11 protein-coding genes are annotated in these 11839 nt (G+C 57.4%); 5 read left to right on the top strand and 6 right to left on the bottom strand.

The window, feature by feature from the left end; all coding sequences use genetic code 11:
• Positions 1 to 31: 31 nt before the first annotated feature.
• The gene (locus tag K288_RS54090; protein ID WP_043159754.1) at positions 32 to 550 is read left to right on the top strand and encodes an HAD family hydrolase; all 519 of its coding nucleotides are present in this window, start codon (positions 32 to 34) and stop codon (positions 548 to 550) included.
• A gap of 27 nt (positions 551 to 577) precedes the next feature.
• Here the strand turns inward: K288_RS54090 and K288_RS45395 are convergent, their stop codons facing one another.
• On the bottom strand, positions 578 to 1240 hold the full coding sequence (locus K288_RS45395; RefSeq protein WP_064737321.1) for an acyltransferase: 663 nt from the start codon (positions 1238 to 1240) through the stop codon (positions 578 to 580).
• A gap of 365 nt (positions 1241 to 1605) precedes the next feature.
• On the opposite strand from K288_RS45395, the gene K288_RS0112670 reads away from it, so the two are divergent.
• Complete coding sequence (locus K288_RS0112670) at positions 1606 to 2985, top strand: O-antigen ligase family protein (protein ID WP_027579883.1); 1380 nt, start codon at positions 1606 to 1608, stop codon at positions 2983 to 2985.
• A gap of 33 nt (positions 2986 to 3018) precedes the next feature.
• On the opposite strand, the gene K288_RS0112665 is transcribed toward K288_RS0112670, so the two are convergent.
• The 3 genes from K288_RS0112665 to asnB all read right to left on the bottom strand — a co-directional run bounded on the left by K288_RS0112665 (position 3019) and on the right by asnB (position 7523).
• Positions 3019 to 4035, bottom strand: a complete 1017-nt coding sequence (locus tag K288_RS0112665) for an NAD-dependent epimerase (RefSeq protein WP_027579882.1) — start codon at positions 4033 to 4035, stop codon at positions 3019 to 3021.
• 12 nt (positions 4036 to 4047) lie between these two features.
• Positions 4048 to 5331 carry a nucleotide sugar dehydrogenase gene (locus K288_RS0112660; RefSeq protein WP_027579881.1) on the bottom strand — a complete coding sequence of 428 codons (1284 nt, stop codon included), beginning with the start codon at positions 5329 to 5331 and terminating at the stop codon, positions 4048 to 4050.
• 203 nt (positions 5332 to 5534) lie between these two features.
• A complete protein-coding gene (gene asnB / locus K288_RS0112655) occupies positions 5535 to 7523 on the bottom strand; it encodes an asparagine synthase (glutamine-hydrolyzing) (protein ID WP_027579880.1) in 1989 nt (662 codons plus the stop codon).
• A gap of 358 nt (positions 7524 to 7881) precedes the next feature.
• Between asnB and K288_RS45390 the strand changes: the two genes are divergently transcribed.
• Positions 7882 to 8787, top strand: coding sequence for a hypothetical protein (locus K288_RS45390; protein ID WP_152535496.1), 906 nt, complete (start codon positions 7882 to 7884; stop codon positions 8785 to 8787).
• Between the two features lie 79 nt (positions 8788 to 8866).
• On the top strand, positions 8867 to 9901 hold the full coding sequence (locus tag K288_RS0112645; RefSeq protein WP_027579879.1) for a hypothetical protein: 1035 nt from the start codon (positions 8867 to 8869) through the stop codon (positions 9899 to 9901).
• 161 nt (positions 9902 to 10062) lie between these two features.
• Here the strand turns inward: K288_RS0112645 and K288_RS0112640 are convergent, their stop codons facing one another.
• Together K288_RS0112640 and K288_RS49550 are read right to left on the bottom strand one after the other, a co-directional pair.
• Positions 10063 to 10386 carry a hypothetical protein gene (locus tag K288_RS0112640; RefSeq protein ID WP_027579878.1) on the bottom strand — a complete coding sequence of 108 codons (324 nt, stop codon included), beginning with the start codon at positions 10384 to 10386 and terminating at the stop codon, positions 10063 to 10065.
• A gap of 248 nt (positions 10387 to 10634) precedes the next feature.
• Positions 10635 to 11501, bottom strand: a complete 867-nt coding sequence (locus tag K288_RS49550; RefSeq protein ID WP_343207798.1) for a methyltransferase domain-containing protein — start codon at positions 11499 to 11501, stop codon at positions 10635 to 10637.
• Between the two features lie 113 nt (positions 11502 to 11614).
• On the opposite strand from K288_RS49550, the gene K288_RS0112630 reads away from it, so the two are divergent.
• Positions 11615 to 11839 (top strand): transposase (locus K288_RS0112630; protein WP_201449676.1); only part of this gene is annotated, 225 nt, incomplete at its 3' end.

Raw genomic sequence — 11839 nt, 5'->3', positions numbered from 1 at the left:
CCAGGCACTGAGCATCGATGGGCAGAATCGGATGGCCGCAAGAAGACCCGCAGTCTTTTTCGATCGTGACGGAGTGCTGAACGAAGATACCGGCTATGTATTTGAGATCGGCAAGTTGAAATGGATAGAAGGCGCCCGTGAGGCCGTAAAGGCCGTCAATGATGCGGGATACTTCGCCTTTGTGATCACCAACCAGTCGGGCGTCGCCAGAGGGCTATACGACGAAACGCAAGTGCACGCGTTACATGAGTGGATGGCAGCCGAGTTGGCGAAGATCGGAGCCCATATAGATGCGTTCGAATATTGCCCATATCATCCTGAGGCCACGATAGAACGCTATCGTCAGATCAGCGACCGACGCAAGCCCGCACCGGGCATGATAACCGATCTACTGAAGCGCTTCCCGATTGACATCGACCGGAGCATTCTTGTTGGAGACAAGCCTACCGATCTGGAGGCGGCGCGCGCTGCCGGGCTGAAAGGATACCTGTTTTCAGGTCAGAACTTGGAGCGGTTCATGAAGCCACTCCTGCAAATCGAAAAAGATTAAAGCTGATCGAGGTAGCGGACGAAACGCCTAGCGGACCTCCATGCGGATCAAGCGTTGGCCCGGCTCATATTTAAGGATGTCCTTGGGGCCGGGGTGTCGTGCCAGTTCCGAACCGTTCAGAACATAGAGATCATCGGTATGCTTGCAGCGCCATTCGCCGTGACCGCTTAGCGGCAAGTCGATTTTCTCGCCAAATGCACTCACCCAGCCAACCTGCCGCGCAGGCGTTCCCACCATCATTGACCAGTCCTTCGAGCTCTTGGTCAGAGTGGCGCCGGCCGCAAGAAAGGTGCCAACTCCGCAAGTAACGTCGGGGACCACCGTGGAATTCGCACCCAATGTTGTCCCGGTTTTCACCAGCGTCTTCCTGAACACCGCGTGGCGATTGATCGCGGCACGGGGAAAGGAGATGTGGGTGAACACCATATAAGGCGCGCAGAATACGAAGTCCTCGAGCTCGACATGGGAGAAGATCGAGACCGAATTGCCAAGCCGGCACGCGTTACCGACAATGGCGTTGCGCTCGACATAGGTGTTCTGCCCAAGGCTGCAGTTCTCGCCGATCACCGCGCCCGGCGCAACATGCGAGAAGTACCAGATTTTGGTGAAGTCGCCGACCCTCGCCCCATCCTCGACCACCGCGGTCGGGTGAACAAATGGTGCCGACCCCTCTTCCTGCGCCGTCTTCATCGAAGATGCTTGCCCTTCTTGCGCCCTACGCCCCGCCCGCTACCGGTTGGGTCGTATATTAGGAAAAAGCTCGACTGATCAAGGTGAAAAGCTGCAGTTCCCCCGCGCAGAGGCTCCGAGTCCATGCGGGACAGATGCCATGCTCATGGCTCAATACTCCGCTTTGGTTGTCGACTTATTATTATTCAACCATCGGACGATATCGAACATGTTCGTCAAACGCACAGTGCGCACAATTAAAAATATACCCCTGCACCACCAAGCCAGGGATGCCGCATATTTGTATGAACCTCACTTGGAAAGAGTTGTCCACCGGATGCCCGCGATGCTAGTCAGCCGCAATGATCGGCTGGGGAACCGAATCCATGCGCCAGGCCAAGCGCCTGTTTTTGGAGAGGCCACGCGACTTTGCCTGGCAGCAGTGCGCATTGCTTCTATTCGTCGCCCTCTTTGCCGCCAGTCCAGTCGCAGTTCTAGCCCACGGATTGTTCGCGACCGGTTCGTGGTTCACTGGCTTTCTAATGGTCGGATCGACGGCAGCTCTGCTGACATTCGGGCGATGGCGTGAGTTCGAGATCGATGCGCGCGACGCGATCTTTTGCTGCTTGCTGCTGGCCATAGGCATTTCTCTGGCTTTGAATGGAATCGGCCCCGATCCGAAGGAATTCTATCTCCTGATGCTCACGCTCGCTGCGTATCCGGCTGCGCGGCTGTGTCCAGCGAACGTGTCGTCAGGCGGTTTCATCCTCCTCACCGCAGCCGTAGTTGCGGCAGGGACGCTGGTAACAATTCCTTCGCTGATCGAGCAGTGGAGTGATCCAAACCACCCAAAGGTGGTGGTATTCGGTCTTTATGATGCAGCCCCAGCACAGTTCACGATGCTGTTAGGCTTTCTGCTGCTCTCTGTGACTGCCCGGCGGCTGACCTGGCGCCGGACGCTCCTTGTCGGTGGACTGTCGGCGATCCCCACGTTCGTCTTTGCAGCATGTCAGGTGAGGTTTACGTTCGTCGCGATTGCCGTAACAATGTTGGTCGCGATCGGCATCGCAAACCGGGCGCGACAGCGCGTCTATATCCTCGTGATTCTGGGTGCCATCGTGGTGGCTGGCTTGGGGGGCGGCGCGGCGCGCTGGGGAACAACCAAGCTTTTCGTAAACTATGCCATCGAAAGCGCCACAACTTCCTTGCGCCCAGGATGCGCGTCGGTCGACACCCGAAACTCGATCGATATCCGTAAGCAGCTCTATATCGATGCGCTCCGGCTTCTGGGGAGGGGCGACTTCTTCGGTATTGGTTTTGAGCGCTTCCCGACGATGTCGTGCATTCCAGGAACGCAGGTCCATAGCGCGCCGCTGCAGGTGGCCGTCGAGTTCGGTCCGCTCGCCAGCGCGCTGTTTGTGATCCTAATTGCGAAATCTATCGGCGTCCGGATGTATTGGCTCGGACGGATCAACCCGGAGGCCCGGTTCGTGCTAGCCGGCGTCGTCTTCGCCACCATTCTCAGCCTGGCGCATGGACGGATCAGCCGCGAGATGCCGTTATTCCTGCTATTGGGCTGCGCTGCTGCGGTGAGTAGCCGCGGCAACCGTTTTGCTATGGAATGGATGCGAGACGATTTCAAAGACTATTCGATGCCTTCAGATCCGGAGAGCTTTCAAGTGTCCGAACAGGCGACCCCCGCAGGTCCAACTGAGCGTGACGCGTCCTCTCCGCCCGCCAAGGCTCACGCTGCTCGCACGCATTGACCCGAGCGAGTTGCGTTGGAGATCGACCACACGCTAGCCTGCCCTGGAGTATTCAAGGTACCAATTCGTGAAGCGGGCGACGCCCTCTTCAATAGATGTGGTTGGGCGAAAGCCGATCTCGCGTTCAAGATCAGACACATCCGCATATGTAGCCTCAACGTCCCCTGGTTGCATCGGTAGCAAGTCTTTCTTCGCTGTCCTTCCTAGTCCTCTTTCAAGCAGGGAGATGACATAACTTAACTCGACCGGACGACTGTTACCGATGTTAAAGACTCGCCACGGAGCACTGCTAGTGGAGGGATCTAGTATCGTGTGCCGGTCGCCCTCAGCCCGGGGCAGGTGGTCGACAAGACCGACCACTGCATGACTAATATCGTCAATATAGGTGAAATCGCGCCGCATTCGGCCGTAGTTGAACAATTTAATCGGCTTTCCTTCAAGAATCGCTTTGCTAAAAATATACATAGCCATATCGGGACGACCCCAGGGGCCGTAGACGGTAAAAAAGCGCAACCCAGTCGCTGGAATACCGAACAAATGGCTATATGCATGCGCCATCAACTCGTTCGCTTTCTTGGACGCAGCATAAAGGCTAATGGGATGATCCACGTTGTCCTGTACGGAAAATGGCAATTTGGTATTCGCGCCATATACCGAGGATGACGACGCGAAGAGAAGGTGTTTGCAACCGCCATGGCGGCACCCCTCGAGCACATTCAAAAAACCCTGAATGTTGGAGTCGATATATGCGTGAGGATTTTCCAGCGAATAGCGAACACCGGCTTGCGCAGCCAGGTGAATGACAGTCGAAAAGGGCGTCTTGGAGAACAGCAATTCTGTGCCAACACGATCCGCCACATCGAGTTTCACAAAGCTGAAATTCGCCTGCGCCTCCAGCATTTTCAGGCGCGCACTTTTCAAAGCTGGATCGTAGTAGGTGTTCATGTTGTCAACGCCTACTACCTTGCGGCCGAACCGCAACAGGCGTTCAGCAACGTGAAATCCTATGAAACCGGCAACTCCCGTCACCAGGATGCTTTCGACCGTCATCTTTTCTCCTGATCAAAGCCGCCAGAGCTCTACGTGCGGCGGCAACGTCTCGCGATCAAGCTTTAACTTAACATCGATAACCAGACCACGACGCTCGTTAAGCAGTTGCAGGACGAGTGGCCATCCCCCGTCTATGAAGCTGTCGTGCGCCACCGCCAAAATGATTGCGTCCGCCGGCTTGAGCGCGCTTAGGTCGGTTAATGTCAGACCATATTCGTCCGTGACTGCAGCGGCATCGGCCAATGGATCAGCAATTTGAACGGACACGCCAAAGGATTGAAGCTCGCGGACGATATCAATCACTCGCGAGTTGCGGATATCGGGGACATTTTCTTTGAACGTGATCCCCAGGATCGTAACGAGGCCACTGCAGCCTTTTCGACGCAGAAGGCCTCGAATGCATTCGCGCGCTATTCGACGACCCATTTCATCGTTGATGCGGCGACCGGCTAGAATGACCTCGGGATGATAGCCGGCCTTCTCGGCACGATACGTCAAATAGTAAGGATCAACACCAATGCAATGGCCTCCAACGAGGCCCGGCTCAAACGGCAAGAAATTCCATTTCGTGCGCGCTGCTTGCAGTACGTCACCCGTATCGATATCGAGCGCCCGAAATATGAGCGACAATTCGTTCATAAATGCGATGTTGAGGTCACGTTGAGTGTTTTCGATAACCTTAGCTGCCTCCGCAACCTTGATAGAAGGCGCGCGGTGAATGCCAGCCGTTACAACCGCTCCGTAGACCTCCGCGACCACGTCGAGCGTGGGGCCGTTTCGAGCGGAGACTATCTTGGTAATGGTCTCAAAGCGATGTTTTCGGTCGCCGGGGTTGATTCGCTCGGGGGAGTAGCCGACGTCGAAACCCGATCCTGCCTTCAATCCTGAGGCTCGCTCCAGGACAGGGAGGCATTCGTCTTCTACAGCCCCCGGGTAGACCGTCGATTCGTAGACTACAATGTCCCCGTTCTTCAGCGCTGAGCCGACCAGCTGCGATGCGTCGAGCATGGCGCGCAAATCGGGCCTTCGGGTGTCATCGATCGGCGTCGGAACGGTTACGATAAAGAAATCGGCCGCCCGAAGCGCCGCAACATCGCTCGTAAAGGTCAGTGAAGCAATCGTTAGATCGGTGGGGTCGACCTCGCGGGTCCAGTCTCGTCCAGCCCGCAACTGTTCGATGCGACGGGCATCGATATCAAAGCCGATGACCGGACTACCGGCGCGTGCAAATGCCGCCGCGACCGGCAGTCCAACGTAGCCAAGTCCGACAACAGCGATTTTCCGGCCGTGCGACATACAACCAAATTCCGGGTGCTAGAGCGACCACTGACGCATTTTGCCAGTGTTTAGCCACGGCGCACCAAGTCTCGCAAGGGGTGGAGACGCCGGTCAATAGAATAGGCTCGCCGGGTTTCTCTTGATCCATGCCAGGCCGAGGATGAGGAAAGTGCGCTCGCCTTGGGACCGTTTACCCCGACCAAGACTGAAACGGCCACCCTTCATCGGAGCGCGGCAGGAGAAACCTTGGAGTGCCATTGGGCGTACCATGCCTGGAACATCAGCACGTTCCATAGCCAGTAGCCATGATTGCGGGTGCCATTCAGGTGCTCGTAGAGCCTTCTCTCAACCAGAGCGACATTGAACAGACCCTCCAGCTGCAACCGCGACGGCGACAATAGGTCTAAGGTCCACGACTTCAGCGGCCCACGCAACCAGGCGTCGAGCGGAACGCTGAATCCACTCTTCGGCCGGTCCACCAGGCGTTGCGGTACATGCCGATAGAGCACCTGCCTGACCAGCCATTTCCCTCGGCCGGCGCGCACCTTCATTGCCGGCGTGATCCTCGCAGCGAATTCGACGACGTCCTTGTCCAGAAACGGCACCCGCGTCTCCAGGCCGACAGCCATCGCCGCGCGGTCGACCTTCTGCAGAATGTCGTCGGTCAGATAGCTTAAGGAATCCGCTAGAGTCATGCGGTCGAGCGCATCGATGGGGGCGGCAAGTTCAGCCATCTCATTGCCGAGCCACCCCTCCCGCTCCTCGCCTTGCAGGATGGTCCGCGCGGGATCGTCGTCGATCGAGCAGAGCAGCCGGTAGAGCTCATCGCGTGAGCCCGCTTCCAGGATGCGCGCGAGCTTTGCCGCCTGGTCGCCCACGCGGCGGACCTGCAAGCGCGCGGGCAAAAGCGGCTGCGCCAAGCGCGCAATTGTATCTACTGGCTCCGGCGAGATGGCGCTCAAGAACAGGCTCAGCATCCGCCGTAGCGGAGCGGGAATCCTGGAGAGTCGCGCCGCCAGATCCACCCCCCAGACGTGGCGGTTATAGCCGCCGAATAACTCATCGCCGCCGTCACCCGACAACGCCACCTTGACATGCTGGCGCGCCAGGGCCGCTACCAGATGGGTAGGAATTTGCGAAGAATCGGCAAACGGCTCGTCATACATCCGCGGCAGCAGCGGGATGACGTCCATCGCGGTGTCGGGGTTCACATAGAGCTCGGTATGCGCGGTGCCGAGATGGGCCGCGATTTGGCCTGCATCCTCGGCCTCGTCAAAGGCTCCGTCCCGAAAGCCGATGGAGAAGGTTCGTACCGGCTGGCTCGCCTGCGCCTGCATCAGTGCGACGACAGTCGAGGAATCGACCCCACCTGAGAGGAATGCTCCAAGCGGCACGTCCGAGAGGCACTGACGCTTGATCGCGATCGACAGCAGCCGTTGCAGTTCGCCGACTGCCTCGGTCTCATCGCTGATGCGCATGCCTTGCGCGGCGACCACATGGTCGCGCAACGACCAATAGGCGTTTGGCTCCGGCATCGTGCCAGCCGCGGCGTCAACGGCAAACGTCACAAACGAGGCCGGCGGCAGTTTCTTGATCCCTGTCCAGATGGTGGACGGCGCCGGCACGTACGCATAGCGCATGAACGACGTCAGCGCGGCACGATCGAGCGACGGCGCCCATTCGGGGTGCATCGCCAATGCCTTCAGTTCGGAGCCAAAGACGAGATCGCGGCCGCTCCATCCATAGTATAGCGGCTTCTCGCCAAAACGATCGCGGGCGAGTGTCAGCGTTTGCTCGCGCTCGTCCCACAGCGCGAACACGAACATTCCGGACAAGCGCTGCAGCGCCAAAGCGACACCCCAGTGACGAATGGCATAAAGCAGCGTTTCCGTATCCGAATGTCCGCGCCAGTTCGGCGCAGCATTTTGGGCGTCGAGGGCCAGGCGTATGTCGAGGTGGTTGTAGATCTCGCCGTTGAAGGTGATCGTCAACCGCCCGCAATCGCTGCGCATCGGCTGGGCACCGGCCTCCGACAGGTCTAAAATCGAAAGCCGCCGATGGCCGAGTGCAACGCCGCAGGAGGGTCGGATCCAAATGCCGCTGGCATCCGGTCCGCGATGCGCAAGTGTTTCGGTCATGCGCCTGGCGGTGCCGGAAAGCAGGCCTTCCTCACCGCCGCCGGGCCGGAACAGACCTGCTATGCCGCACATGTTTCCACCATAGGGATTGATGGATCGCAGGGACGATAATCGTCACCCTGACCGACTTCATTCCGTGCTTTTCACACACGAATGGCCATTTAGAGCTAGTCCCCTGGACGGACTGGCCGTATCTGTTCGTTTAGCGTGATCGGTACGGGCAAGCAAGGTATCGGCAATACCGATCGCATGGGCCCAATTGATACACTTGCCGAGCCGATCCCGGGCTCCACTTTGCTCTGGACTATGGTAGAAGCACTCCGGTAAACGGCCAAAAAGACCGTCGCCGCCACTCTCACTCGATCTAAAGATTGCGATGCACGATCTTGGGGTAGCATACTTATATCGGCACTCTGAGGGCGAGTCTCCGGTGCGCCTTTTCCTTGAAGGGCTCCGTCGTTTTCCTGCTGGCGCGCAGTATCAACTGCACGTGCTGTTCAAGGGATTTCCCGATCGCCAGTCGTTGGATCGCGCGCAAAGCCTCTTTAAGGACGTCGCTTTCAATTCGGTCGAAGTCGACGATTTCGGCTATGACATCGGCTCGTATCTGAAAGCCGCGCGGCAAACACCTAACCGACGGTTGGTCTTTCTCAATACGTTCAGCGTTGTTCGAAGCGCCAACTGGCTGGCGCACTTGAGCAGGGCGCTGGATCGACCGAACGTTGGAATTGCGGGCGCTACCGGTTCATGGCTGGCACGCCCGACCAGCTACGAGGTCCAAGTGCTGCTGATCCTGAACAGCTTCGGGAGAACGGCAACTCGCTTGTTCAATCACGACAAAACCGCTCAAAGCGACGATGTTGCCTCACAAGCCGCGCCGCGTCCCGTCACTACCATGCGCCAGGCTCTTCGTTACGCCTGCGCGCCTGTGACGTATCTGAACATATTGCGGAACTATAGCAGATATCCCAATCCTCACATCCGAACGAACGCTTTCATGATTGAGCGCGAGCTGTTTTTGTCGCTCAAATTTCCACGTCTGACCACCAAGGAGCAGGCCTACCAATTCGAAAGCGGGCGTCGGTCGATGACCAATCAGATCATCGCCCGCGGGCTTAGGCCAGTCGTAGTCGGTCGAGATGGCAAGATCTTCGATATCGAAGAATGGCAACGATCTTCGACGTTTTGGGAGAACGAGCAAGAGAATCTGCTCGTCTCTGATAATCGCACGTGCGATTACGCAGAGGCGACTCCTGAGTTCAAGAGACTCCTTGAGAACCTAGCCTGGCGTCATCCGCGTTCCTGGCAATATCCTATTTCGTGGCAAAATGCTTAGTTCACCTAGTCTCGATCTGACGTCCCCGGGGCTCACAAGCGGGCCATCACAGCTTCGCGTCGGCTATGTCCCCTACAGCTTGGATCTCAGCCATCCTGCCGACCGCCGTCGCTTTCCAGCCTATGCCAGATCCCGCGGTATTCCGTTTGAGATCGCGCGGCCGGATCGATCGTACGACCTCGTCGTGCTGAGCGAAATCGCGGACCTGAAGACATGGAGCAGTTACCGCGCAGGAAAGGTTGTCTACGACTTGATCGATTCGTATCTCGCGGTCCCGCGAAGCGATCCGAAGCAGTTGCTGCGCGGGATTGCGTGGTATTCGAAAGGTTTCCAGCGACAGCCGGTGCTCGACTTTCGCGGAGCACTCGAGCGGATGTGCCGCCGCGCCGACGCCGTCGTCTGCACCACCATCGAGCAGCAGCAAACAATATCGAGCTTCTGTCCCAACGTGCACATCGCTCTCGATCTGCATGACGAGCTGATAAGATCGGTAAAGACCGATTACCGCGCCGGGCGTCCGTTCAAGCTTATCTGGGAAGGCTTGCCCTGCAACGTTTATCAGCTCGCGACCATTCGCGACGCACTGCGCGAGGTTTCAGGCAAACATCCGATCCAGCTGGTCCTCCTCACCGATCTCGAGCAGAAGCGTGCAATTCCCTGGCTTGGTCGGGTGAGAACGCTCGATATGGCGCGCCGCATCTTCGACCATGTCAGGGTTGTTCCATGGGAGCAGGCGAGTTGGTCGGACACCATTACTCAGGCGGATCTAGCGGTGATTCCGATTGATATGGACAACCGCATCACTGCCGGAAAGCCGGGCAACAAGCTGGCTCTTCTTTGGCGCGCCGGAATCCCCGTCGTTACCTCCGCAACCCCTTCTTATGCACGCATGCTCGAGGCGGTTGGCCTCAGCCAACTCGCATGTCGCGACACAGCGCAGTGGATAGCGGCGTTGGATCAATTGATTGGCAGCGAGGAAGCTCGTGCCCGAGCCGGCACGCTAGGCCGCCAGTATGTCGAGCGCGTGCTAACGAAAGCCGCTCAGTTGCAGGCTTGGGATGAGGTCCTCACTTCGATCGGGATCGAAGTTCCAAAAGAAGTTGCCCGATTCTAGGCAATTCCGCTAAGCGCTCCTGCGCGTGACATCTGTTTGCGCTCGCCAGACAGCCGATGATTGCATCTCGACCCAGCACTCCCGGGGTGAGACCTTCCGCGTTGCCGGAGAGCCCGTCGCTTATAAACTGAAGTTGCGGTGCCGATGTCAGGCCGAATTGTCTACTGCGGCGTGAAAACCAGCTGAAGCTTCGCCAAAGTTCCCAGGCTTGAACATTCGGCGATCACAGCCGCCGCAAAAGCGAAAAAGCACAGCGGTTCCAAGTATCGCCGCCAAGTTGTAAAGAGAGAGAGAAGGAATACCGCAAAGCTGATCCAAGTCGCCTTCCAATATGAACCGGTGAAGATGACGACGGTAATCGCCGTCATGTACGACATAATCGGTGCCTTGAGCAGAGTTCGATGGTGGAGAACTAAAAGGTCAAAAAACTCGTCAAAAACTCCCACAAGCCACTCTTCGAGCTCATTGTTCTTGTTTTCAGCCATTGTTTGTTCCCCAACAGCACTTGAGCGCGAAGGTGGCGCGAACGTCCATTTGTTCCGGTTGCAGCAAGGACCCCGCCGCGCCTCTGTTCCAAGTCAGCCATTAGCGCGCAAGTAAGCCCTGATTCTTCGATCAGGGATAGAGGCCGCTTCAACTGGCAGCCTAGACGCTTCGGCCGGAAGAGCGTTTCGTTGCCCCTGTCATCCTTGCGACCATTCGGATCAGGATGTGGCTTGCCCACGCAACCTAGTCATGCCCTCGACGAGTAGCGCGCAACCCCTGCCCGCAGCCTTCTGTGTAAGCTTGCAAACTTAGACCTCATGGAAGACGCTGTTGGTGCACTTTCCGTCGGCATCATGTATTCAATTTGGACGCGCAGTTCACGCTGGATCTCCTTTAGAAGGATCATGCGCTCCTCGTTGGTCCCTTCAGTTCTTTGCGATGGGATGGATGCAGTACGCCAGCTACTGTAAAATTCGAAGTCTGTCGGCGGAGGCTCTGCCGCGATCTTGAAAGGAAGCAATTCGAGCGCACGCAGCTCTAGCATGATCAGGCGAAATGAAGCCGGCGTGAAACACCAAGCGTGCGCATCGATGTACTCTGCTTCGTACGCCTTGTTGCTATACATCAGCGCAGCAACGAAATCCGAATAAAAGGTGATTTCTCCGAAATACCTCTGGCCCCAAAATGGCTGACCATCGTTCGTTACCGTGTATGCTCCACAATCATACAAGGTGCCCTGCGTGTGCCTTGTGCGGCCTCGCGCATCGAGCCAACTGCCAGTGGTCGATATAGGTCTGAAGCAATCTAATTCGAACCGCTTGTCCGGCAGAATGAGAGATAGAACTCCCTCCGGTTTGATGAGGCGGCTGAGGTCGGCTAGCCAGCTGATTGGATCGGGAATGTGCTCCAGAACGTGACTGGCAATACACGCATCAAAACTGCCATGCAGCTCCATTGGAACGGCAGACGATAGAGCTCCTCCGGACCAGACGAAATCAACAGGTTCTATATCTTCGACGTCAATATCCGGTTGGCCACTGTACTTCTCGCGCAACTCTCTTTGTGGAGCGTGATCGAGCGAATATGCCTGCCAACCATCGGACTTCGGAGCTATTGGCGCATACGAGGGGCCGATCTCAAGAATCGTAAGCGCGAATTTCTCCGCACCTTTTGCTTTTGAGTGCTCTGATGCATGAGGTGTCCACCAAAATAGGTGGACACCTTGTGATGAGCGACGATGATCAGAAACTGCGGGTCAGGCTTATTGGCCGGAACGGTCGCCGGCGCTACGAGGCGGCATCGAAAGAGCGTCTTGTCACGGCCTGCCTTGAGCCTGGGGTTTCGGTATCGAGGCTTGCACTCGAACATGGGGTCAACGCGAACCTCCTTCGGAAGTGGATCAAGAGGCACACCGCGACCAGGTCGCTGCCGCCGTCCTCACGCCCGGCGTTC

This window comes from Bradyrhizobium sp. Ai1a-2 (genome assembly GCF_000426245.1).
GTDB lineage: Bacteria > Pseudomonadota > Alphaproteobacteria > Rhizobiales > Xanthobacteraceae > Bradyrhizobium.
Note: the sequence above shows the minus strand (reverse complement) of the source record. Positions and strands in the feature narration are given on the sequence as shown.